General features: G+C 66.3%; 26 protein-coding genes. 15 read left to right on the top strand and 11 right to left on the bottom strand.

The genetic code is table 11. The annotated features are described in order from the left end of the window. Positions 1 to 58: 58 nt before the first annotated feature. The 5 genes from NS6_RS14815 (at position 59) to NS6_RS14835 (ending at position 4,962) form a co-directional block, all read left to right on the top strand. Positions 59 to 856, top strand: coding sequence for a MerR family transcriptional regulator (locus tag NS6_RS14815; RefSeq protein ID WP_068041994.1), 798 nt, complete (start codon positions 59 to 61; stop codon positions 854 to 856). Then, entirely contained in the window at positions 853 to 1,476 is a 624-nt protein-coding gene (locus tag NS6_RS14820) for a hypothetical protein (RefSeq protein WP_068041997.1), read from the top strand. Before NS6_RS14815 ends, NS6_RS14820 begins: the two co-directional genes overlap by 4 nt. 54 nt (positions 1,477 to 1,530) lie before the next feature. Next, positions 1,531 to 2,064, top strand: coding sequence for a hypothetical protein (locus tag NS6_RS14825; protein WP_068042288.1), 534 nt, complete (start codon positions 1,531 to 1,533; stop codon positions 2,062 to 2,064). Positions 2,065 to 2,362: 298 nt separating this feature from the next. Beyond that, positions 2,363 to 3,727 (top strand): magnesium transporter, encoded by a 1,365-nt coding sequence (gene mgtE, locus NS6_RS14830; RefSeq protein WP_068042000.1) that lies wholly within the window; start codon positions 2,363 to 2,365, stop codon positions 3,725 to 3,727. A gap of 98 nt (positions 3,728 to 3,825) precedes the next feature. Then, positions 3,826 to 4,962, top strand: coding sequence for a Fic family protein (locus tag NS6_RS14835; RefSeq protein WP_068042002.1), 1,137 nt, complete (start codon positions 3,826 to 3,828; stop codon positions 4,960 to 4,962). Between the two features lie 168 nt (positions 4,963 to 5,130). On the opposite strand, the gene NS6_RS14840 is transcribed toward NS6_RS14835, so the two are convergent. Continuing rightward, positions 5,131 to 6,012, bottom strand: coding sequence for a phosphotransferase enzyme family protein (locus NS6_RS14840; RefSeq protein ID WP_068042005.1), 882 nt, complete (start codon positions 6,010 to 6,012; stop codon positions 5,131 to 5,133). 160 nt (positions 6,013 to 6,172) lie between these two features. Here NS6_RS14840 and NS6_RS14845 point away from each other — a divergent pair, with 160 nt between their 5' ends. From NS6_RS14845 to NS6_RS14860, 4 genes are all read left to right on the top strand, one after another. Next, positions 6,173 to 7,045 carry an oxidoreductase gene (locus NS6_RS14845; protein ID WP_068042007.1) on the top strand — a complete coding sequence of 291 codons (873 nt, stop codon included), beginning with the start codon at positions 6,173 to 6,175 and terminating at the stop codon, positions 7,043 to 7,045. 308 nt (positions 7,046 to 7,353) lie between these two features. Then, the gene (locus NS6_RS14850; protein ID WP_068042010.1) at positions 7,354 to 7,689 is read left to right on the top strand and encodes a hypothetical protein; all 336 of its coding nucleotides are present in this window, start codon (positions 7,354 to 7,356) and stop codon (positions 7,687 to 7,689) included. Positions 7,690 to 7,996: 307 nt separating this feature from the next. Further along, on the top strand, positions 7,997 to 8,257 hold the full coding sequence (locus tag NS6_RS14855) for a hypothetical protein (protein WP_157112764.1): 261 nt from the start codon (positions 7,997 to 7,999) through the stop codon (positions 8,255 to 8,257). Then, a complete protein-coding gene (locus NS6_RS14860; RefSeq protein WP_068042016.1) occupies positions 8,254 to 9,351 on the top strand; it encodes an RDD family protein in 1,098 nt (365 codons plus the stop codon). Before NS6_RS14855 ends, NS6_RS14860 begins: the two co-directional genes overlap by 4 nt. A 127-nt stretch (positions 9,352 to 9,478) precedes the next feature. Here the strand turns inward: NS6_RS14860 and NS6_RS14865 are convergent, their stop codons facing one another. From NS6_RS14865 to NS6_RS14880, 4 genes are all read right to left on the bottom strand, one after another. Next, complete coding sequence (locus tag NS6_RS14865) at positions 9,479 to 10,606, bottom strand: serine hydrolase domain-containing protein (protein ID WP_068042022.1); 1,128 nt, start codon at positions 10,604 to 10,606, stop codon at positions 9,479 to 9,481. A gap of 183 nt (positions 10,607 to 10,789) precedes the next feature. Then, positions 10,790 to 11,185: a thiocyanate hydrolase gene (locus tag NS6_RS14870; RefSeq protein ID WP_068042024.1), complete on the bottom strand. Its 396-nt coding sequence runs from the start codon at positions 11,183 to 11,185 to the stop codon at positions 10,790 to 10,792. Positions 11,186 to 11,203: 18 nt separating this feature from the next. Further along, entirely contained in the window at positions 11,204 to 11,926 is a 723-nt protein-coding gene (scnC, locus tag NS6_RS14875) for a thiocyanate hydrolase subunit gamma (RefSeq protein WP_068042027.1), read from the bottom strand. 30 nt (positions 11,927 to 11,956) lie between these two features. After that, a complete protein-coding gene (locus NS6_RS14880) occupies positions 11,957 to 12,778 on the bottom strand; it encodes an SH3-like domain-containing protein (protein ID WP_157112765.1) in 822 nt (273 codons plus the stop codon). Positions 12,779 to 12,989: 211 nt separating this feature from the next. Here NS6_RS14880 and NS6_RS14885 point away from each other — a divergent pair, with 211 nt between their 5' ends. Continuing rightward, positions 12,990 to 13,691 (top strand): DUF6882 domain-containing protein, encoded by a 702-nt coding sequence (locus NS6_RS14885; RefSeq protein ID WP_218024269.1) that lies wholly within the window; start codon positions 12,990 to 12,992, stop codon positions 13,689 to 13,691. 54 nt (positions 13,692 to 13,745) lie between these two features. Here the strand turns inward: NS6_RS14885 and NS6_RS14890 are convergent, their stop codons facing one another. Further along, on the bottom strand, positions 13,746 to 14,393 hold the full coding sequence (locus NS6_RS14890; protein WP_068042036.1) for an isochorismatase family protein: 648 nt from the start codon (positions 14,391 to 14,393) through the stop codon (positions 13,746 to 13,748). Positions 14,394 to 14,528: 135 nt separating this feature from the next. Between NS6_RS14890 and NS6_RS14895 the strand changes: the two genes are divergently transcribed. Then, positions 14,529 to 15,506 (top strand): GlxA family transcriptional regulator, encoded by a 978-nt coding sequence (locus NS6_RS14895; RefSeq protein WP_068042038.1) that lies wholly within the window; start codon positions 14,529 to 14,531, stop codon positions 15,504 to 15,506. A gap of 10 nt (positions 15,507 to 15,516) precedes the next feature. Then, positions 15,517 to 15,738: a glycine zipper domain-containing protein gene (locus NS6_RS14900; RefSeq protein ID WP_084471061.1), complete on the top strand. Its 222-nt coding sequence runs from the start codon at positions 15,517 to 15,519 to the stop codon at positions 15,736 to 15,738. Between the two features lie 174 nt (positions 15,739 to 15,912). Here NS6_RS14900 and NS6_RS14905 read toward each other — a convergent pair whose 3' ends face one another. Genes NS6_RS14905 through NS6_RS14920 form a run of 4 tightly spaced genes read right to left on the bottom strand, consistent with a single transcriptional unit; the run spans position 15,913 to position 18,567 of the window. Continuing rightward, the gene (locus NS6_RS14905) at positions 15,913 to 16,302 is read right to left on the bottom strand and encodes a VOC family protein (protein ID WP_068042291.1); all 390 of its coding nucleotides are present in this window, start codon (positions 16,300 to 16,302) and stop codon (positions 15,913 to 15,915) included. A gap of 40 nt (positions 16,303 to 16,342) precedes the next feature. Next, on the bottom strand, positions 16,343 to 16,789 hold the full coding sequence (locus NS6_RS14910) for an ABA4-like family protein (RefSeq protein WP_068042042.1): 447 nt from the start codon (positions 16,787 to 16,789) through the stop codon (positions 16,343 to 16,345). Beyond that, positions 16,786 to 17,730, bottom strand: a complete 945-nt coding sequence (locus NS6_RS14915; protein WP_068042045.1) for a hypothetical protein — start codon at positions 17,728 to 17,730, stop codon at positions 16,786 to 16,788. The genes NS6_RS14910 and NS6_RS14915 overlap by 4 nt, the downstream gene beginning before the upstream one ends. A gap of 15 nt (positions 17,731 to 17,745) precedes the next feature. Beyond that, positions 17,746 to 18,567 carry a class I SAM-dependent methyltransferase gene (locus tag NS6_RS14920; protein WP_068042048.1) on the bottom strand — a complete coding sequence of 274 codons (822 nt, stop codon included), beginning with the start codon at positions 18,565 to 18,567 and terminating at the stop codon, positions 17,746 to 17,748. A 117-nt stretch (positions 18,568 to 18,684) separates the two neighbouring features. Here NS6_RS14920 and NS6_RS14925 point away from each other — a divergent pair, with 117 nt between their 5' ends. The 3 genes from NS6_RS14925 (at position 18,685) to NS6_RS14935 (ending at position 22,022) form a co-directional block, all read left to right on the top strand. Beyond that, positions 18,685 to 19,332, top strand: coding sequence for a MerR family transcriptional regulator (locus NS6_RS14925; RefSeq protein WP_068042052.1), 648 nt, complete (start codon positions 18,685 to 18,687; stop codon positions 19,330 to 19,332). A 96-nt stretch (positions 19,333 to 19,428) separates the two neighbouring features. Continuing rightward, a complete protein-coding gene (locus NS6_RS14930) occupies positions 19,429 to 20,577 on the top strand; it encodes a methyltransferase (RefSeq protein ID WP_068042054.1) in 1,149 nt (382 codons plus the stop codon). Between the two features lie 251 nt (positions 20,578 to 20,828). Then, entirely contained in the window at positions 20,829 to 22,022 is a 1,194-nt protein-coding gene (locus NS6_RS14935) for an MFS transporter (RefSeq protein WP_068042057.1), read from the top strand. Here NS6_RS14935 and NS6_RS14940 read toward each other — a convergent pair. Then, complete coding sequence (locus NS6_RS14940; protein ID WP_068042060.1) at positions 22,003 to 22,863, bottom strand: helix-turn-helix transcriptional regulator; 861 nt, start codon at positions 22,861 to 22,863, stop codon at positions 22,003 to 22,005. The genes NS6_RS14935 and NS6_RS14940 overlap by 20 nt on opposite strands. Positions 22,864 to 22,963 lie beyond the last annotated feature (100 nt).

Genomic DNA, 22,963 nt, shown 5'->3' on the forward strand with positions numbered 1-22,963 from the left:
CGGTGCGGGCTGCTCGGCACTTGACTGCGACGTAGCGTCACACCCCAGACTCGACGGTATGAGGATCAGTGAAATAGCCGAGGCCGCCGGAACCACCCCGCGTGCCGTCCGCCACTATCACCGGTTGGGCCTGCTCCCGGAACCCGTCCGCCCCGACAACGGCTACCGCGACTACGGCATGGCCGAACTGACACGGCTCATGCGGATCCGCTGGCTGGCCGACAACGGTCTGCCGCTCGGCGCGGTGGCCGCCGTATTCGCCAACGAGCACGGCGCCTCCGATACCGAGGACCTGCGGGCCGATCTCGCCGCGCTGCACGACGAGATCACCCAGCGCATCACCCAGCTCACCCGCAAACAGGCCGGTGTGGAACGGATGCTGGCCGCGGTCGCTGCCGGCCGCCGCCTGACCGCACTCCCGGACGAGGTCGCCGACGCCTTCGACCAGGCCCGTGCACAGGCCGACGAGCCGGAACGCGCCGCACTCGACCAGGAACGCGACATGCTGGAGGTCTTCGCCCTCTCCGGTAACACACCGGCCGAAATGTTCGCCTGGTTCACCCGCGCCCTCGCCGACCCGGCCACCCGCACCGGTTACGGCCGGCTGTTGCGTGGCTGGCAACGATTGCACGGCCGCCCCGTGGCGCAGTCCGCCGCACTGATCGAGCAGTTGGCGCAGGATATCGCGGGACAGTTGCGGCAACTCGATTTCGACAGCGTGGTTGCGGCAACGGCGGATATCCCGGACGGCGCCCCGGCGCTGTCCGAGGACACCCTTGTCCCCGATCCCGCACAGCGCCGGGCGGTCCGCCGCGCGATGGAACTGCTGACAGACACCGGCGGGGGCCCGTCGTGACCGGGTTCTCGCGACTCCTCCGCAATCAGGCTCGGCTGTATACGGGCCTGTGGCTGTGGCTGCGCCGCACCACCGATCGCGACAGCCGCGAAAACCGGCCGCTCACCGCCACCCGTGGCGTCCTCGCCCTGCCGATGGCCTTCCTTGCGGCGACCCTGATCGAAGTTGCCGTATTACACCTGGTGATCCCGTGGGCGTGGCTCAGCCTCACGCTGGCTGCGGTTTCCGTGTGGTCGCTGGTGCTGCTGTTCGCCGTGGTCGTCGCCGATATCGCTTATCCGCACTATCTGACCGGGCAGGAAGCGGTGCTGCGCCGATCCGGCCGGGTGATCGCCCGAGTACCGCTCGACCGGATCGCGGCGGTCGCCGTATGCCGCCGCTACAACCAGACCGCGACCGCGTTCGAGGACGGCAGGCTGTTCCTCGCGGGCCCCGACGGCACCACCGCCGACCTGACCCTGCGCGACCCCGTCACCGTGCAGATCGACTCGCTGCTACCCAGCGGCCGCATCGCTGCCGACACGACCCGGATCAGCCTCATACTCGATGATCCCACCGTCCTGCGCACCGCGCTGAACGCACCCGCAGACCTTCGGCCGGATCGCCGCCACAGGCCGTGAGGCTTACGAAAACAACTCGCCGGACAACGTCCGGCGGCGGACACTGAAGTGACGATGAATACAGAAAAACACAGACTCGGAATAGATTTCGGCCGCGTTATCCAGGGGGCGGCGCTTCCGGACGGCGGGGGAGACACGGCTTTCCTGGCGGGTGGGGATGCGGAGGCGATGCGAACTCCGCCCAGCGACGGCGCTTTCGAGGCGCTGACACGATTGGTGCCGTACTTCGGCGGTCGGGCCTGGGTGATATCCAAATGTGGGCCCCGCGTCCAGCAGCGTACGCGGCAATGGCTCGACTACCACGATTTCTACCGGCGCACCGGTGTGCCCCGGGAGAATGTGCGCTTCTGCCGTAAACGCGCAGACAAAGCGGGGCACTGCGCTGAACTGCGCATCACCCACATGGTCGACGACCGTCTCGAAGTGCATGAAGCGTTGCGCGGCCTGGTGCCGTATCTGTTCCTGTTCGGAGTCCAGTCCGGGCCGATACCGCCTTGGGTCCACCACACCCCGTCGTGGCCCGCCGCCGAAGCCGCGGTCGTGGCCACCTCGGCGCCGGTGATCCCGCAGACACGCCCGGGAGTGTGAAACGCCGTGTGACGAGTGTTGCGATGCGGGTATCCCGGCCAGGGGATGTATCCTGCATAGGAATGCGTTCGCATTCATAGGCTGATGATCCCGATGAGCGGCGTGCTCCTGCGCGCAGCGGCGGCCGAGAAGGAGGTGGTGTTGCAATGCGTAGCGAACCTCCCAGTCGATTGCCGCGCGGCGCCGTCCTCCCGCATTTCCGCTAGCGATCTCTGTCGGCGGAGCGGCCCGGTTCGGCGCCTCGCGGTGTGACTCCTTTCGAATCACTCGCAAATCAACGCTGTGCCGAGGACTTCTCATGTCGCAGACCGAACTCATCGAAGCGCCGACGACGCTGTCGGAATCCCTCCAGAACGTGGTCGAAAGCCATCGTGTCGATGCCGCGCTGCACTGGCTGGACAATCATCCGCCGCATGTCATCGCCGACGAGCTCGCGCGTATGGACGCGGTCGAGGCCGGTGTGGCGTTCCGCCTGCTGGACAAGGACCTGGCGCTCGCGGTGTTCGAGGAACTCGAACCCGTCGATCAGCAGCAGATTCTGCAGGGATTGCGTGATCAGAGTTTCCGCGAACTCGTCGAGGGAATGGCCCCCGACGACCGCGCCCGCATGCTCCGCGAGGCCCCCGCCAAGGTGGCGAAGAAGGTCCTGGCCGGGCTGACCCCCCGCGACCGGCGGATGACCGCCGCGCTGCTGGGCTACCCGGAGGGGTCGGTCGGGCGGTACATGTCGCCCGAGGTCGTGGCGATCCCGGGCACCCTCTCCGTCGCCGATGCGCTGCGGATCGTGCGGCTCAAAGGCGAGAACGCCGAAACCGTGTACACCCTGCCCGTGGTCGATTCCGGCCGCCGGCTGCAAGGCATCGTCGAACTGCGGGAACTGGTGCTCACCGGCCCCGACACGATGGTCGCAGACCTGGTGGTCACCGAACCCGCGTTCGTCCGCGCCACCGATTCGGCGGAGAAGGCCGCGCGCCTGATGCGGGAGACCAACGACATCAACCTGCCGGTCGTCGACAGCGAGGACCGGCTGGTGGGGCTGCTCACCATCGACGACGCCGTCGAGGTCATCGAAGCGGCCGACAGCGAGGACGTCGCCAAGCAGGCCGGTTCGGCGCCGTGGGAGGGCCACTACATGGCGGCGGGCGTTTTCCAGCTCGCCCGCTACCGCGCGCTGTGGCTCATGCTGCTGCTGGTCGCCGCGACCCTCACGGTCAGCGTGACCGGTTTCTTCGAGGCCACACTCGAGCAGGCGGCCCAGCTGGCACTGTTCATTCCGCTGTTGATCGGTGCCGGCGGTAACGCCGGCGCCCAGGCCGCCACCGCCTGTGTGCGCGCGGTCGCGGTGGGGGAGGTCCGCGGCGGCGACTTGCTCCAGGTGATCTGGCGCGAATGCCGGGTGGGCCTGGTGCTGGGCGGGATGCTGTCGGTTGTCGGTCTGGTGATCGGGGGTCTGTTCGTGGGCCCGAAGGTCGCGGTGGTCGTCGGGATCACGCTGATCCTGATCTGCGCCTGGGCCGCCACCATCGGCGGCACCATGCCGCTGCTGGCCAAGCGGTTGCGTATCGACCCGGCAGTGGTATCGGCGCCGATGGTCACCACCCTGGTGGACGCGACCGGGCTGATCATCTACTTCACCACCGCGAAACTCGTCCTGGGGATTTGAGCGGAGGGTTCGCTCGTCGAACCCACAAACTTGCCTTCGGATACCGCGATCGTCTATTCGCCGCATAATATGCGGTGAATAGACGGTATTATCACCGCATGGCACCCGGATACCGCAGGTACATCTGGCAGCATGCCGATTGGCCGGCCTTCGAATATGACGCCGAGCGGCTGGTAGGCCCACTTGCCGAGGTCGCTCACCTGCAGGGGCGCCTGCTGGGGCGCCTGGCCGAGACCCCCGAAGCTGTTCAGGACGAAGCGAGCTTGTCCGTGCTGACCCAGGATGTCATCAAGACCAGCGAGATCGAGGGGGAGTTACTGGACGCCGCTTCTGTCCGTTCTTCGCTGGCGCGGCACCTGGGTGTGGATATCGGGGCGCTTGCTCCTGCCGACCGGCATGTGGACGGTGTCGTCGAGATGGTCCTCGACGCCACCACCCACCGCGACCGCCCGATCACGGCGGAACGGTTGTTCAGCTGGCATGCCGCGCTTTTCCCGACCGGATACTCCGGCAGAACCCGGCTCACCATCGGCGCCTGGCGCACCGACTCCGCCGGTCCGATGCAGGTGGTGTCCGGCGGTTACGGCCGGGAGCGCGTACATTTCGAAGCCCCGCCCGCCGCCCGGCTGGATGCCGAGATGCGGGGATTCCTGGCGTGGGTGGATGCCGATGCCGCCGAACCCGCGCTCGTCAAAGCAGGTTTGGCGCATCTGTGGTTCGTGACCGTGCATCCGTTCGACGACGGAAACGGACGCATCGCCCGAGCCCTCGGTGATCTGTGGTTGGCCCGCGCAGACCACAGTTCGCGGCGTTTCTACAGCCTCTCCGCCCAGATCCAACGTGATCGCGCGGCGTACTACCGAATCCTGGAGCGCACCCAAAAGGGCACTCTCGATGTGACGGCGTGGCTCCTCTGGTTCCTGGAGACTTTGCGTCGCGCCATTCACCATTCGGACGGAACGGTCGACAAGGTTCTCCTGAAATCCCGTTTCTGGCGGCAGCAACAACCGGCACAGCTGAACGACCGCCAGACCGCGATGCTGAACCGGCTGCTGGAAGGGTTCGACGGCAAGCTCACCACTCGTAAATGGGCGGTCATCACCAAATGCTCACAGGACACCGCGCTGCGAGATATCAACGAACTGGTAGAGCTCGGTGTGCTGGAACGTTCGAATTCGGGCGGCCGCAGTACCTCCTATGACCTGGCCGGTCGCGTCACGGCGGTCAGGTCATAGAAGAGCAGCAGGACGGCCGGGAACGCGGGCCGGAGCGGGGATACTCGACCGGCAACAGGCTGGTCGACGCCTATCTGGCGGCGACCGGCAAGACCGCGGCCCAGGCTCTGCACGCCGGCAGCGCGGAAATCATTGCTACCGCGCTCGCGGCCGACCGGTAGGTTTCGGTCAGGGCCGGAAGTGGTGGAACGCCGCCAGTCGCCGGCGATGGTATTCGTGATCGTCTTCGTCGTGTTCGACTCCGCGCGCGACGGCGATGTCGAAGTAGGCGGCCTCGCGGCGTAGCCGATGCCGCATGAGCTGGCTGATGGTCAGGTCGTCGAGTTCACCTGCCGTGCCGCTCTCGGCGTGATATGCGGCGACGAAGGTCCGGGCGCGAGTGAGGTCGCCTCGGACTTCGTCGGTGAATTCCAATGCTGCCGAGGCGAGTTCGAGTTCAGGAGGGCCGATCAGCGCCTCGTCCCAGTCGAGCACGGTGGTTACGTGTCCGTTGTGGCACAGGAGATTACCCGCGTAGTAGTCGCCGTGCAGGGGCTGATGTCGGGTGGTGCGGGTGAACTCCGCGAGCCAGCGGTCGAGATCGGGGTCGGGCAGATGCGCCGACGGGGTGCCGTCGAGCCCGATCTCGAGGAACGATCGCACCGGCCGGGGTGGTGGCCGGTATGTGGCGAGCGCGCGGTGTAGCCGGGCGAGGAGACGCGCGGCCTCGGCGGACTGGATAGGGTCTTCGCTGTCGACCCACTGCCCGCGGGCCAGCGGCCACACAGTGATCGGGTGGCCGGCCACCACGGTGACCGTGGAGCCATCGGCGCGGGGCAGCGGCGCGATGGCCTCGGGGACCGAACGCGCTGCGGTCGCGGCGACCGTGTTGCACCATTCGATCTCGGCCGGATCGCGGCCGAGCGAGCCGATCCGTACCACGACCTCGCCGATCCGGTAGGCCGCCGACTCCTCGCCGCCGTGCAGCCGCTCGCCGGCGCCACGATGCCCCCACTCGGCGGCGACGGTGTCCAGAATATTGTCGGTCAGCGGAATATCGGTGTACACCACACAGCAACCAGTACAGACACCGATGACCGGGGGCAACCGATTTGTCACCCGCGGTGGTGCGTTAGGCACCTCGAGGTGCCTTCTTCTTTCCAGGCGCCCGCTGCCCGACACTGGCCAGGGGGCGGAAACGCCCCGGACACCACGAGGAAGGTTGATACGCGTGACCGTCAAACCGGCAACACTGCCCGGCGGAACCTGGACATCGGGGGATCTCACCGTCGCGAGGTTCGGGTATGGGGCGATGCAATTGGCAGGCCCCTGGGCGATGGGTCCACCGGCAGATCGTGATGGGGCGCTGGCGGTGCTGCGTGAAGTGGCCGATCTCGGGATCACCCACATCGATACGAGCGCCGCTTACGGACCCGCCATCACCAACCAGCTGATTCGTGAAGCCCTGCAACCGTATCCGGACGGCTTGCACATCGCGACGAAGGTCGGCGCGAACCGCGACGAGCAGGGCGGATGGCCGCCGGCACGGCAACCGAACGAGCTGCGCCGCCAGGTCGGGGAAAACCTGGAAACCCTGGGGCTCGATGTTCTGGACTTGGTGAACCTCCGGCTCGGCGACGCCGAAGGGACGGTGCCGGGTTCGATCGCCGAAGCCTTCGAGACGTTGGCCGATCTCCAGCGCGAAGGCGTGATTCGTCACTTGGGCGTGAGCAACGCGACTGCCGAGCAGGTGGCCGAGGCGCAGCAGATCGCCCCGATCGTCTGTGTGCAGAACATGTACAATCTCGCGCACCGGCACGACGATGCGCTGATCGACCGTCTGGCACGCGAGAACATCGCCTACGTTCCGTTCTTCCCGCTCGGCGGCTTCAACCCACTGCAATCCTCGGCGCTTTCCGCCGTCGCAACTCGCTTGAATACGACGCCGATGGCGGTCGCTCTGGCCTGGTTGCTCCAGCGGTCCCCGAATATCCTGTTGATTCCCGGGACTTCGTCGGTGGCTCATCTCCGGGAGAACGTCGCCGGCGCGGCTATCGCGCTTTCCGCTGCCGATCTCGCTGCCCTGGATGGGATCGCCGAGTAGAGCTCGGGCATCGATTACCGGCTGCGGCCGCGGTGGTGCTGTCCGCTTGCCCCGATTCGGTCTTATCCTCCGGGACCTGCCGGTGCAGGGGCAGGAACACCGTCCAGGGGAGTGCCTCTGGCATGCACCATCTTCTGAACTCCTCGCCGGACGAGTCCGGCGAGGAGTTGTGCGGTGAAGTCGACCAGGATCGACCGTCATACACCGGGTATCGGAGACGGCAGCATCCGCGGACAAGCGAATGGCTTGCAAGGGTTATTCAGCGCCGGTAGCGTCTGGGCGATCTGGCGGTAGGGGGAAGGGGAGATATGACTTCGCCGCTGCAGGTGGACATCGACCTGCTCGACAAGGCAGCCCAGTCGGTGCGTGGTGCCGAGCAGGTACTCACGGACGCGATGGCATCGATGGCCGAAGACGGGCATGGTGATATCGGTACGACCGAGCTCAACGATGCCGCAGACAGCTTTCGGACACGATGGAAGTTCGGTATCGAGCGGATCGGTGACGCGGCCGCGGTAACAGCCGATGGCATCACGGCCTGCGCGAATGCCTACCGGCAGCTCGATGATGCGGTGGCCGCGGCACTCGGAGAGACGGGCAATGCCATTTCCAGCCGGCCGACCGTCCAGATTACCGATCTGTGACCGAAAACCCTTATCCCAAACTAGGTTTCAACCCAGTTCCCGGTCTCCCGACGGATGTCGATCAGCTGCGTACACGGATCGATGCGGCGGCTACGGCTATTCGAGATACGAACGCGGTCCTGACCAGAACTGCGGTATCGGCCGCCATCTGTCCACCGGTGGAGCGACGGTCACCTCCACACTCGCGGTATGCGTAACCGACGGCGAGAAAGGAAACCCTCGCCTGATGCTCGCTCATCTGATCGAGTCGAGATCCGCTTCCGAGGAGAAAAGCGATTCTTGGTTCGGCGATGTGGACGGTAGGCCGATGCTGGTCACCGAGCGTGTGGCGGAGTTACCGGCTCCCGCGATCGAAGGGCTGCCTTCATCCGGCGGTCCGGCCGAGGTTTATCAACTGGAAGCGCTGGTGCCATCCGATAAGGGGGAGGCCCTCGCCGCGATCCAACTCTCGACGAGTTTCGTCACCGAAGGCCCGCAATACAGGCGGATGGTCTTCGATGCGGCCCGTTCTGTTGCTTTCCGGCCCGGCACCGTCAACGGTGTCACGAACACCTCCCTGAGACTATGAACGCTTCGACTGATACGCCGGCGCCGGCGATCTCGTACCCCGACACATCAGCTGCGGTGGGCGGCAATGGGTTCGGTCGGCTTGTCTTGCTCTGGTTCGGGCTGCTCGGCGCAGTGTTCGCTGTTCCCGGCGTCGTTCTCTGCATAGAACTCGGCGATCCCGAGTATCCGGCCCTGATGCGCCGCACGGCCGATTTCGGGGTGATGCTCTGTATCCTGCTGTTCTGCCTCGGCCCCGTGCTCTCGTTCTACATGTGGCGCAAACGCCGGATCGAGCGCATTCTGCGAACCCATCCATGGGTCGTGTGGCGAGTCGATTACGAGTGCAACCCGACGGAGACGATCGTATTGCGCGACGCGCAGGACACACCGATCTCCCGGCTCACCATCAGCAGTTCGGGTTCGCAGCGCCGCGCGGTCGTGGACGAGAAAGCGACCCATGTGTGGTTCGCGGGCGATCCGCTGCGCCGAGGTGTGATCGCTCGCCCCGGTGGCTCATATCCGCTCTATGTCTTCGGCTCGCCCATAAGAAGTTCTGGGGTCGTGCCGAAACCGAAGAAGCCCCAACTTCCGCTGGACCTACCTCCGCACCTCCGACCAGGACGTACCAGACGAACGGCCGCATTCTGCCTGGATCTACTGGTCCATCTCGGATGCGGAGTGGCTGTTGGCATCGCTGCGGCAAAGCCGACGTCGGCACAAGCGCTGATCGCTCTCGATTTCGATATCGGCCGAGTAGTACTCCCGTTTCTCGGAGCCTGGGCCGGTGCCTCGTTCATCAACCGGGTATTGCTCCAATCCGTGGCCCACACCACGCTCGGTAAGGCGGTATTCGGCCTGTGCGCGATCGACCCGGAGACACTCGGGTTCCCTACGTTCGGGAGGCTGACAGGAGCGTGGTTCATGGGGCTCTACCTGTCTGCCGCGTTACCGCTGTGCGTGGTGACATTCTCGGATGTACCCGGCCCGGACGAGCCGAAGAGATATCTGCTTCCGGCGATTCGGCACGGCGTTCCGGGTGGGATGGCGATCGCGGGATCGGTGGGGTCGATCGACACTCGACTCGACGGAACCGGCCGTGAAGGACGGGAATGACGGGTTTCTGGATGCCACCGGCGCGGCAGCGTTGCCAGGCCCTCGCGGGCCGTCCGGAGTGCTGCGAGTGTGTGATGGCACCGCCGTAGCCCCGTCTGTGGTGATCGGCCAGAGTGCCGCTTGCGAATCAGTCGCACAGGGCGTGGGTGAGCCGGCTGCGGCTATCGGATTCGGCGGGTGTCCCGGTGTAGGAGAGGGTGACAGCCCGCCCTGCCGAGGTGGCGCCGGTGAGCGCGGAAAAGCCGAAGATCCCGCCGTTGTGCCCGATGAATTGCGCCCCGCACGGTAGCTCGGTGTATCCGAGGCCGAGACCGTAGAACATGCCGTCCCCGTTGCCCATGTCCACACCGTCCAGCATCTGTTCCAGCTGAGGTTGCGGGACCACCTGCCCGGCCGACAGGGCGGTGTAGAAGCGGTTCAGGTCGGCACCGGTGCTGACGAGCGCGCCCGCACTCCACGGCAGCGACGGTTCTATGCGGGTGACGTCTGTGATTACGCCGTCGATGGCCCGGTATCCGATGGGGTGTGGTGCGCGCAGACCGGTTTCACCGGTAGCCGGCAGATAGGTGCCGGACAGGTTGAGCGGCGCGGTGATACGGTCGCGTAGCTCATCGGAGTAGCGGTGGCCCGTCACCATTTCGATCAGCCGGCCGGCGACGAGATAATTGGTGTTGGTGTATTCGAACCGTGTGCCGGGCGCGAACTGCGCGGGATTGCGCAACGCCTCTGCAATCACCTGGTCCGGGTCGAACGTGCGGCCATCGTGCGCGGCACGGTACTCACTGTCTCCAGGAGAACCGGTCAGTTCGGGCAGTCCACTTCGGTGGCCCAGGATCTGGCGGACGGTGATGGCCTGTCCGTTCACGCTGTCGCCGCTGAACAGGCCGGGCAGGTAAGCGGCGATCGGACGATCGAGCTCGACTCTGTGTTCCGCCGCGAGTTGCAAAACGATTGCGGCGGTAAATGTTTTGGTGACGCTGCCGACCCGGACATGCTGCGGCCGGTCGGCAGGCATCGGTGATCGGGTACTGATATCGGCGACTCCTGAGGCCGATACCGTTTCGGAGTCACCTTCGGTGAGTGTGGCAATGGCACCTACAGCACCTGAATCGACTGCTGAATCAAGGTCTGCTTGCACACTGTGCACGCGTGCGGCGGATACCACGGGTGCAGTGGAGTGATCCCCGGACGTGCCGCAGGCGGTGAGCAACACGGCGGCGGCACAGATCGAGGCGGCGACAGCCTGTATACGCATGAATGGACAGTAGAAACCAGCAACCGGCGCGCGCACCGGACCGGAGTACGGCATGGGGGTGGCACCAGAGTACGACAGGAGCGGATGTCTGCAGGAACGAAGTCGCTCGCTGGTGTGCCCGGCCGGCGTCGGGCCGCTACCGGCGGATTCCACCACCGGGGGTTCCGACGCCGGCCCGGTCACCTATCTGCGTGCCGAACCGGCGCTCGCGGCTACGGCGGTACCGTCGGCTTCCAGCCGGGCCCGGACCTCCGCGATATGGTCGGCCAGCTCGGCTTCGTCGATGACATTCCTGGCGATCAACGAATGTGCCAGCGCGACGAGCTGATTCTCCGGGAAGGGCAGCGCCGGATACACCTCCCCGGTGAGACGATCCTCCTCGTCACGCCGGGTGAGTAGCGGTAGCGCGTTTCCTTCCCGATCGAGGGCATCGCACACGCCGTCCAGGCTCGATTTCCAAGGAGGAGAGGGGTTCTCGACACCGTACTTATCGGCCATCCGTGACCACACCTGCCCCCGGGTGATCATCTGCTCCAGCAGCCGAACTCGGATCCGCGTGACGTCCTGGTCCATTGGCATCTGTTGTCCTCCGGTCGGTCAGTAGTTCTGCGCCGGATGGACCGCGGCATGGACCGGGCGATCCAGATCCGCGGTTCTTCCGGGCTTGGGCAGGGCGACCCCGATCAGGCAGTCACGGGTCACGATCTCCGTGAGCTGCTCCTCGTTCCATCCTTGCGTACCGTCCGGCCGCACCGGTAGCACCATGAACCGGTGCTTGGAATTGGAATCCTCGACTCGGATCCGGACGTCCTCGGTGAGGTAGAGGCCGAACTCGGCGAGCACCTGACGCGGCCAGCGGACGAGCCGGCGGCGGTAGTTCGGCGTCCGATACCACTCGGGTGAATTTCCGAGCAGCGGGCGGGGGTAGCAGGAGCACAGGCTGCAACAGACCACGTGATGCAGCGTGGGTGTGTTCTCGAGGATGTGTAGCGCGGTGAAATCGCTGGGCGTCCCGAACCCGGTCGGCTTCAGCCAGTCGATGCCGACTTCGTGGCAGGCGGTGATGGGGTCTTCCAGCGCGAGCTGCTTGAAATCGGGGTCCGACCACGCCTTGGCGACGAACCGGGCGCCCGGCGCCGGTCCCAGTTGCTCGAAATACTCCGTGTACCGGCGGTGATCCTCGGCGGTGAACAATCCCTTCTCGATCGCCAGCTCGCGTAGCGCGATTTCGAGCACTTCGAAATCGGTGACCTCCTCGACCATCGGTGCTGCGTGCCGGGGAGCTGCGTCGTTTTCACCTTCGTTCGATATCCCGCTCATCGTGTTCCTTTCATCGAGGTGCCGCGGGGTCTACGAGATCGGCCGAAGCCAGGGTTCCGATATTTCCGCTTGCAAAGTGTCGTCGGCGCACCCGCGGTACGGGTCCCACAGCTCTGTCATATCGAAGCGCACGATGTAGAACCATTCGGGCCGCCGATCCTCGCGGTCGAACGCCTCGTCCTCTGGTATCGGGCTTTCGTAGGACACTTTGACGACGGTGCCCGTTTTTCCGCGCAGATACTCCTGGGTGCGGGTGTAGAAGATTGTCGGAAGTTCACGCACCGAGACCTGGTCACCGACCGCGAACCGGGGAGTATCCGCTTTCCCGGCGAAGCATTGGGGGTCGCCGAAACCGACCGCATCCCGGTGATGGATATTGCGGGTGACGCCGGTGCCGTCCCCGGTGCTACGTGGTGCCGCTTCCAACGGGCCGGGCCGGCCTGCGTACCGCTCCCGGACCTCCTGGGTGCGTTCGAGCAGTTCGCGCAGCGTGATATGCCGTTTGTCGATGAGACAGCGGGCAATGGCGAGCACCCAGCGGCCGTAATAGGGAAATCCGAGATACTGTGTCCGCCCGATATCGACGTTCCCGATCCGCCGGCGTTCCTCGGACGTCCAGATACCTCGCCAGCCGAGCACTTCGCAGGTGACGAACGTATTGAGCTCCCAGACCTCTTCTTCTTTGTCCTCGAAGACAGCCGGTGCGTCGGGTTCGCCGCCCACATCGTGCGGGGTTTTCATGAATGCGCGGAAGAGTTCGTGATCTATCTGATCGGGGTAGGGCCAATCGCGGAGCTGATGTAGCGCTACGCGCAATTGGCTGACGTAGTCGTCCATGACCGAATTTGCCATGTTAACCATCTCCCTGAGGTGGGTAGGCCGACACCAACCTTAATGGGGGCAGGCCGGGTTTCCCGGTTTCGAATCCATCAAATCTCCGACTCCGTCGTTATGCGGTATCGACGTTCGCCCGGACGTCCTCGGGAACGGCGTCCCCGGCGGTCGCCGACCTCATGCCCCGCAACAAACTAGGCTGCTCGAGGTGCGCCCTACACCTGCCTTTGTGAACCTCCTGGACGACGCCGCCTTCCTCTCTCTCGAACACCAGTTGCATCTGGCCGACGTGCTCGGCGAGCACTCGTGGCAGGTGAACCTGCAAACCCGGGCTTTCACATTCGATACCGAGCACGGCAGCATCGAATGCACCGACTTCCATTTTCTGGGGACCGCGGCACCCGGCCCGGATTCGTGGCTGTGGTCGTGGGCGAATCGGTCCGGGTTCCCGGAATCGGTGGCCGCGCTTGCGGCGACCGTCCGGGAGTTCGGTGTCGAGCACGAGATCGGCGAACTGTCCGCCCCGGAACTCCCCTTCGACAGCCTCCCCTTCGACCAGCCGGAGCCGTTTCAGGTCGCGGCTGTGCAGACCGAAGCGGCCAAGGCCGTCACCGGCCGTTGGACCGGCTATCAGGGCCCGGCCGGCGACGACGGGACCCGCGCCGCTTTTCTCGTCGAGCATCCTGATTTCCGGGTCCCGCCGGTCGAGGGGCCGCGGGTCATGCGGACCCTGACCGAGGGACTGTCCGGCCTGGCGCTGCACGACCACCGCCGCGCGCTGAACAGTTACCTTTCGCTACGCGGCCTGAATCCGGCGTTCTCGCCCGACGAAAGCCGGTTGATGGTCGACTCGCCCGTCCTCGCCGGGACGATCGGATTCGACGAGCACGGTGTGGCGGCCTCGCTCGAATTGAGCGTGCGAGGATCCTGATAGCGCCAGTGGCGTAACCGGGCGCGGAATATTTCGTCCACGGCGGCGTCGGGGTCAGGCGCTGGTCACGGGTGTGGCGGCCGAGCGGCCCGCGATCGCCGAAGTGACCAGGTCGCTTCTGCTCGAGGGGGTGCCGGAGCGCAGGCTTTCGATCCATTCGGCCGTCGTGCCGACCGCCGCGTAGTTCGATTGCAACAGCACCATCAGCGTCGAATGCAGATCCGCTGCCGAAACCCGCCCGGCCTCGTTGGCCAGGTGGACAGCGCCGGTGGCGTCCGAAAGGATCTCCGCGGTGAAGCCGTGCCCCTCCGCTTCCACCGCGGTCCCGAGATCGCAGTTGTTGGTCATGTAGCCGACGATGGTGACGGTATCGACCTCGCGGGCGCGCAGCCATTCCACGAGGTCGGTGCCGGCGAAAACGCTGCTGTACTGCTTGTGAAGATGTTTGCTCGCCGTTGCGGTGCGTTCCTCGATGGCGGGATGCAGGGCCCAGCCGGGGGTGCCCTCCACGAAGGCCGGGGCGCCGGCGGGGCTCCGGTGCTGGACTACGACCACGGGAATGTCATGGGCACCGGCGGCGTCCATCGCGCCGACGATATTGGCGAGTGATTCGTCGCGCGGCGGGAATTGGATCTCGAGCGGTCCCGCGAAGTATTCCTGCTGGACATCGACGACGATGAGGGCGCGGCGGGGGTTCGTCATGGGGATTGTGCTCCTCGGAAGATCGGGACTCGTACGCCGGGAGGGCGTCCTACTCGATTGTTCGCCCCCCGGCGATGATCCGTGAGTGGCACGAATGCATACTTTCGATGAGATCAGGCCACAACGGGAGCCGGTATGCGAATCGCTGTCCACACCTTCGACGACATCACCATGTTCCACCTGTCCGTGCCGTTGATGGTGTTCGGCGAGGTGACCCGCCTCGGACTCGCCACCGACTGGGAAACCCGGCTGTGGTCGGCGGACGGTGATTCGATCCGTACGGTCGAGGGATATCCGATCGGCAATATCGCCGGCCCCGAGATCGTCGCCGACGCCGATATCGTGATCGTTCCGTCCTGGTCGCTACCGCCCGCGCCGGCCGCTCCCGAACTGCGTGAACAGCTCGCGGCGGCGCACGGGCGCGGTGCGACGATCGCCGGTCTGTGCCTGGGTGCGTTCCCGCTCGCCGACGCGGGCCTGCTCGACGGGCGCGCGGCCGTCACCCATTGGACGGCGATGCCGCTGCTGGCCGAGCGCCGCCCCGGGGTCCGGGTGGATACCTCGGTCCTCTACATCGATCACGGCGATGTCCTCACCTCGGCCGGCACCGCGGCCGCCCTCGACGCCTGCCTGCACCTGGTCCGCACCCACCTCGGCGCCGCCGCCGCGACCCGGGTGGCGCGGTCGCTGGTCGTGGCACCGCACCGCGAAGGCGGGCAGGCGCAGTACATCGAACGACCGCTGGCCCGGCCCGCCACCGGGAATGCGCTCGGGGAGGTGCTGGACTGGGCCCTGGCCAGGCTGGACCAGCCGCTCACCGTCGACAAGCTGGCAGAACAGGCACGAATGAGCCGGCGCAGTTTTGTCCGGCAATTCCGGCAGGCCACCGGCACAACACCGGCCCGCTGGATCCTCGAACGCCGCCTCGACGAAGCGCGCACGCTCCTGGAAACCACCGACTGGAGTATCGAAAACCTCGCTACAGCATGTGGATTCGGCAGTGCGGTCACCTTCCGGCAGAACTTCGATGCCGCGTTCGGCACGACCCCCACCGCCTACCGTCGGCGCTTCACCGCCGGTACGGCGGTTCGTCCTCGTGAACCCGGCACGTAGCATCGGGGCCATGGTCGGTCCTGCGAAGCGCAATGGTCCCCTGAGGGGCGGTATGGGCGCCGGGCTGGCGATCGGGCTGGCGATCGGCGTGGCCGTCGGGGTCGCGCTCGGCAACCTCGCCATCGGTGCCGGGATCGGCGTCGCGATCGGAATTTCGTTCGGCCTGGCGATGCAGGGCGATTCCGGCGACAACGCGCCCGGCGACCGGGACAAACCCGAGGTCGACAGCTGAACGTTCTCGGTACAGTGGTCCTTCCATAGCTCGGAACAACGGCGGTACCCCACATTCGATGACCCGGTATCGGGCGTTTCGATGGGGGTCCGCCCGATTTGCCATCCAAAGCCCCGAGCGGGAACCCGGCGCCACCGGACCGTTGCGGGTATCCGGTGTGGCCGGGCCGGGGACTCAGTCCTGGCGGCCGTCGAGAGCGGCGGCGGACGCGGTGGCCACGCCCATATCTATCTCCTGGATCTGGATCGTCACCCCGTCCGGGTCCACGACGCGCAGGCTGCGCCCGAAGTCTTCGTCGAAGATCTCGTAGTCGTAGTCCAGTTCGCGCAATCGTTGCGCAAGGACCTCCAGCTTTTCGTCGGTGACGAAGGCCAGCTCCACCGAACCCGCGGGACGCGCCTTGGATACTCGGAAATCGTGGATACCGACAGCGCCGGCGTCGGCGGCGAGCTGGGCCCATACATCCAGGTGGGCTTCGGGTCGGCAGACCAAGCCGAGACCGGTATAGAACTTGCGGCACGCTTCGACATCGGAGACATAGCGGATGGGTTGAACAGTAAGCATTTTCGGCTCCTTCATATGGAACGGTCGGGACGGGGCCAGGTCAACCGGCCAGGACGGGCTCCGGTGCCTGCCGTGGTGATCGCGAGTATCGGATGAGCAGATAGATCAGTACACCGAGGGGCGCGAAGAAGATCGTGCCGACCAGTAGTACCGAGATGAGGGCGGGAGGGATGCCGCGTTCCCGGCTGTCGAAATAGATCCAGCGGCCCATGAACAAGTCGAACGCGACGAAATGTGCCCAGGCCACCGCGGCGCCCGCGCTGCTCCCGAGGAAATCCTGGAGTCCGGGCAGATTCGGGTCGGCGAGGGCGGGGAAGAACGTGGCGAGCCGGGGGAGGGCCAGGATCGCGTAGATCGCGAGCGCAGGCAGGCAGATCAGGGGTGAAGCGACGAGGGTGCGCGTTCTGTGCCAGCGTGGGGCCAGGATCATCAGGGCCCAAAAAGGAGCCGCGGTGAGGAAAGTGATGTCGAACAGGTGCTGGATCATGGTGTTGCTCCGACCGAGATGGGTTGTCGTGGTTCGGCAAGGCGCCGCCGGATGATCGATACGGAGGCGGACGCGGCGCAGATGAGTACGAAACCTGCTGCGGCGAGGGTGACCGGATCCGGACGGAATACCGACTGACCGCGAAGTGCCTGCCAGGTGAGCACGGCAAGCCCGGCGATGTAGGTGGCGGCACCGATCCGAATCAGGCCGGCTCGCAAGGTTTCCGAGTTCAGGGCCGCGAACCTGCGGGCGCCGTACTCCAGTGCGAGTACGGCGAAGGGCAGCAGCTGGATCGCGTGCATGCCGAGAAAATGCGGTATCCGCAGATCGCCTCCCGCGGTGCTCCATCCGAGTAATGGGACGCCCGGTCCGCCGTCGGCCGCACCGACGGTATGCGCGCCGCGGATGGAGCTTCGCGTATCGCGCTGATCCTGGGTAGGAGCGACCATCAGCAAGCCCAGCGCGGCGCCGAGCAAGGAAATCATCGCGCCGTAGCGAATCGCGGCATTGCGGGCGGAATCGGGTATCGGGTTACGGAACAACGTCAGGGAGACAACGAGCGTGGCGATCCAGACCACGATGATCGAGGCGCCCATCAATTCCCACAGTGCCGAGTTCAGCGGGGTGGTGAAATTGAAATGGCTGGTTGTGCCGCGCACAACTTGGATGACGATGACGATCAGCTCGATTCCGAGCCCTGCCGCCGCGACTGTGGCCGCCCGCCAGGCAGTGCGACGCCACCGGGTGAGCTGGCCGATCAGCCACGCCCAGGTGAGTGCGTAGATGAGGACCGAGAGGGCGAACTTTGCGACTTTCGCCCAGACAGGAATGCCGGTGAGGATCCGATCGTCGACCAGAATCCCACCCAGTGCGAACACTACGAGCACGGCCATTACGGCGGCGAGCAGCATGAGCGGACGATGCAGCCGTAGAACGTTCATGGTTGACTCCGGGACCTATAACGTGGCGTGGACGAGGTAGCCCTGCGGAACACCGGGTGTACCGCGCGGCGCATCCGGGAACGGCCAGCGGCCCAGCATGGTGCCGGCGGTGCCGAGCCGGGTCACCGTCGCGTCCCACCCGCGCGTGCGGAGGAGCGCTTCTGGTTCTTCGGTGCCGTATTGCCACGTCATATCGCGTTCGGTGAGACGGTCGAGCATGGGGCGCATCGCCGGCGATTCGAGCAGGGACGTGCCGACGAAATCGATGAGCAGCCGACTTCCGGGAGCCGAGAGTTCGGAGATCCGGTCGAGTAGCCGGTGTACGTCCGGTTCGGTGAGGTAGGGGGTGAGTCCTTCGGCGAGCCAGCAGGTGGGCTCGCCGGCCTGGAAACCGGCCTCGTCGAGTGCGCCGGAGAAGTCGGCGGCGAGATCGACGCCGATGGGGCGCAGGGTGACCTCGGCGGCGGTTCGGTCCAGGAGATCGACCTTCAGGTGCAGCAGGTTCGGCCGGTCCAGTTCGAAAAGCACTGTATCGACCGGGAAGTCGAGCCGGTAGGCGCGGGTGTCCATGCCTGCGGCCGCGATCACGAACTGCCGTATTCCGCCGGCGGCGATTTCGGTGACGGCATCGTCGAAGAACCGGGTGCGGACGGGGATTATCGGACTGTCCCGCATATCGAGCTCGTCGAGCAGTTTCGCTCCGGCCGCACCCGCCAGGCGCGCGGCGAACGGATCCAGGAACAGGCGATCGGGTCGTTCCGATTCGGCGGCACGCAGCGCGGCTGTGAGCCGGGCCGTGGTGGCGACGGCGTCGAGGGCGGTGGGTTCTGTGGTCACGGGCTCATGGCTCCCAGGGTGTCGTATGTGTTAGTCACACTATCGATAGTTGCACTATCAGCCGCTAGTATTGTCAGCGTCGTTGCCAGCTGTCAATACCTCGACCCGAGGAGCCCCATGCGGATCGCCGAACTCAGTCGCACCAGCGGCGTCCCTGTCGCGACGATCAAGTACTACGTGCGCGAAGGTCTGCTGCCGGCCGGTGTCCGCATCCGGCACAACCAGGTCGATTACAGCGAAGACCATGTGACCCGACTCCGGCTCATCCGGGCACTCATCGATATCGGCGGGGTTTCGATAGAGACAACCAAAGAGCTGCTCGCCATGCTCGATGCCGAGACAACATCGGTCCGCGAATCGCTCGGAGCAGTGTTCTATGCCATGGGTGGTCGCCGCTCGTCGGTGGGGGAAAGCGAGTTGCAGGGCGCCGCCGCCGACGTGACGGCGCTGCTGAGCCGGCGGGAATGGAAGATTACCGACGGAAGCCCGGCGCTCCACACGCTCATCGACGTCTGCGCCGCACTCCGCCAACTCGGCCACACCGATGTGGTCGCCGCGATGGACGAATACGCCGTGGCCGCCGAACTGATCGCCACCACCGACATCGGACTGGTGCGCGGCGAGCCGACCATCGAACGGATGACCGAAACCGCCATCGTCGGAACGATTCTCGGCGATACGATGTTGGCGGCACTGCGCCGCCTCGCTCAGGAACATGTGTCCCAGGACCTGCTGGCCGAAACCGGGCGTGATGTCGCGCAGTAGGGCCGAACCGAGCGCGAAGCCGCCGGTAGTTCCCCGCCCACTCCTGCATCGAAACGATGCCGACCCGAGGCACCTTCGTTCCCACAGGAGTACGACATGACCACCATCGACTGGACCGAGAACGAGTCGGCATTCTCGGCGCGCTGGCATTCCGAGAACGCATCCCCCGCACCCGCCCGCATCGTCGTCATCGACGACCGCACCACCGCGAATGCCGCCCACCGCCTTGCCAAGGCGGAGACAGGGCTGTTGTGGCGGGGTGATTTCCACAATGCCCGCCAGCTCATCCGAGCTCTGGAACGTCGCCGGCAACGCAATCCGCGTGCCGCGGTGACCGGAAGTGATCTGGCGTCGCTCTTCGAGAGCCAACGCGCTGAACGGTCGGCGCGCGCCGAACTGCTCGGCAGAGTGCTGGTGGTACTGGAGCCCGGATACGAGCTGAGGCTGCGCCGGGCGCCGGAGGTTCGGCCGGCCTGCGAGCACGCGTACGGTACCGCCTCGGACGGCCCGGCCGCCGGTGGCACCGAACGGGTCTGCGTATCGCTACCGGAACTGCTCGGCGTGCTCAGCGCCCACCAATGGCATCTACGAGGTGTGGAGATACCTGCGCTGGGCGCACGCATCCACCCGGACTACGGCGTCTTCTCGCCGGTCCGCGGTGAATACATCGACCTGGTCGCCCGTGCACCACTGCCGGCGGGGGCCGGACAGCCACGGGTATTCGATCTCGGCACCGGCACCGGTGTGCTCGCTGCCGTCCTCGCCCAGCGCGGTTCCCGGGTGGTGGCCACCGATATCAACCCGCGTGCGGTGCGCTGTGCCCGCGCGAACCTGCACCGCCTCGGCGTCGCGGACCGGGCGCGGGTCGTCGAAGCCGACCTGTGGCCCGACGGCCGCGCCGACCTGGTCATATGTAACCCGCCCTGGCTCCCCGCCCGGCCGACCTCCGCCCTCGAACTGGGCATCTACGACCACAACTCCGATATGCTGCGACGCTTCCTGCGCGGACTCCCGGATCACCTCACCCCCGGCGGCGAGGGCTGGCTCATCCTGTCCGATCTCGCCGAACGCCTCGGCCTGCGAACCCGCGACGAACTCCGCACACAGATAGCCGAGGCCGGACTCCGCGTCGCCGACCGCTACGACACGTCACCGCAGCATCCGCGCGCCACCGACGCCGCCGACCCACTCCACGAAGCCCGGCGGCAGGAAATCACCTCCCTGTGGAGGCTGGTGCCGGACTGAGCAGGTGCCGTGGAGCGGCACGCACGGAGACGAGCGCGACGTGCGTTTCCCGTAACCGGCGATTCGGTGCCGATGAGCTGCCCGGGATCCGGGATCCTCGGCACGGCGCCGGTGACGGCGCAGCGGCGTTCCAGCGTATCGGCCGGTCCGCGGTGCCGCCCCACACGTTCCACGGCACAACCGTGGCGTCCGAGTCGGTTGCTGTGGCGTTTCGGTCGCGTGCCCGGCGCTGCTCGCTTGTTGCATCGGGCATGACAACAAGCACTGTGCCGCCCGGCGCGGCAACACCGGAATCGACCCGGCGGGCGTGGCCCGCCCTGTTCATCATGTTCCTCGGCAGCTTCTCCCTGGTAACCGCCGAATTTCTGCCGCCCGGCGTATTGACCGCGCTCGCCGGCGATTTGAACGTTGCCGAGGGCATCGTCGGACTGTCGGTGAGCGCTACCGCGCTGACCGCCCTCCTAGCGGCCCTCGGGCTGAGTTCGCTGTTCCCCAGAGTCGACCGGCGCACGCTGCTGGTGGCGCTTACGGTCGCCGCCGCGGTCTCCAACATCGTGGTCGCCGTGGCACCGAATATTTTCCTGCTGCTGATCGCCCGGCTCCTCCTCGGAGTCGCCGTCGGCGGCTACTGGTCGATGGCTTTGGTGATTGCGTCGCAACTGGTGCCCGCGGCCAGGCTCGGCAAGGCGATGATGATCGTGAACGCCGGAACCACCATTGCGACAGTGGCCGGTGTACCGCTCGGCGTGCTGGTCAGTACCGTGGCCGGATGGCGAACCGCTTTCGCGGTCGCGGCGGGACTCACAGTGATCACCGCCGTCGCCGTCCGCCTGGTCCTGCCACCGATCGCGCCGACACCCGGAATCGGCCGGTCGGTGATGGGAAGCGCATCGCGTGCGCCGGGAGTGGTGCTGGGCCTGGTCGGTGTGGTCGCCGCGATCGGCGGACATGTCGCAGGGTTCACCTATGTGCGTCCGGCATTCGCCGAGCTGCTGGGTGCCGGACCGGCGATGATCGCGGTATTGCTCGCAGTATTCGGAATCGGTGGGGTGATCGGAAACTTCGCAATAGGCGCACTGGCCGACCGGCAGTTGAGTGTGCTGCTGCCGACGATACCGGCGGCCATCGGGGTGTCGCTCATCGCGATCACCGTCGCCGATGTCTTCCCACCGCTGGGCTACCTGGCAACGGTGCTGTGGGGTGCCGCGTTCGGCGGCGTCCTGAACCTTGTGCAGGTCTGGGTTACCCGTATGCTGCCGGACCGCGTGGAGGCCGGAAGTGGATTGGTAGTCGGCGGTTTCCAGCTCGCAATCATCCTCGGCTCCGCGGTCGGCGGCCGCGGTGTGGACGGTATCGGACTCGTCGCGACCTACCTTCTGGCCGCGGCCGCGGCGGTGATCGGCGGCACCCTGATCCGGATCGCGCTCAGCCGGGCGCCGAGGTAGCCGGCTCCACCTCCGGCCCCCGGGCCGCCCGCCGCCACTGCGACGGTGTGCGGCCCGTGTGCCGGCGAAACGCCCGCCCGAACGCGGTTTCGGACCGGTAACCGAGCTGCCGGGCGAGCGAACCCACCGAAATCTCCTGTTCGGCCAAGAATCGCTGAGCCCGCTCGATCCGCAGTTTTGTCAAATAGCGCCCCGGGGTGAGGCCGGTTGCCGCCTGGAACCGGGCCGCGAACCCGGATCTCGACGCCAACGCGACCCGCGCGAGCGCCGCCACGGTCCAGTCTTGCCCGGGGGCGGCGTGCATGGCAGCCACCGCCCGCGCAATTCCCGGCTCGTTCACGCGCAGCAGCCATCTCTTCGGGGCGCAGCCGCGATCGTGCCAGGATTCGATCGCCATCGACGCGATCAGGGTGGACACCCGGTCGCCTTGTACGCCGTGCGGGTCGGGGCATTCCTCGACGAGGTGCTGCATCATCGTCGCGGCCAGTGGGGCATGCCGGGTGAACCCGGTCAGCAACACCCGCGGCGGCAGTGCCGCCATGGCGCTGCCCGCGATGACCGGTGCGAGCTGAACCCGCAGTACCCGGGCTTCCGACAGGGCGTTGAGGGCGAAACGGCCGGTGTGCGGGAGGAACAGGAAATCCCCGTGCGCGAGGTCCTCCGGTTCGTCCGGCCCTTCGAGCCGGACCAGGCCCTCGGCGACGATCAGCGCACTCGGTTCACCCGGCAGGAACTGCCATCGACCCGGCTCCAGCTCGATTACGTCGCGTTGGACGAATTTCCACCGCAGATCGGCCAGAACCTCATCGATACCCCCCGGGCCCGGATCGACCAGTGTCACTGTGCACGTCCTTCTCGATGCCGATCTTGCCTGATCCACGGTAGCCGGGCGGTTGTGCGGTATCGGCGAAGGGCAGCGACCCGAGGGAACTGTGCGGATA

The organism is Nocardia speluncae NBRC 108251, from assembly GCF_001613245.1.
GTDB classification, from domain to species: domain Bacteria; phylum Actinomycetota; class Actinomycetes; order Mycobacteriales; family Mycobacteriaceae; genus Nocardia; species Nocardia speluncae.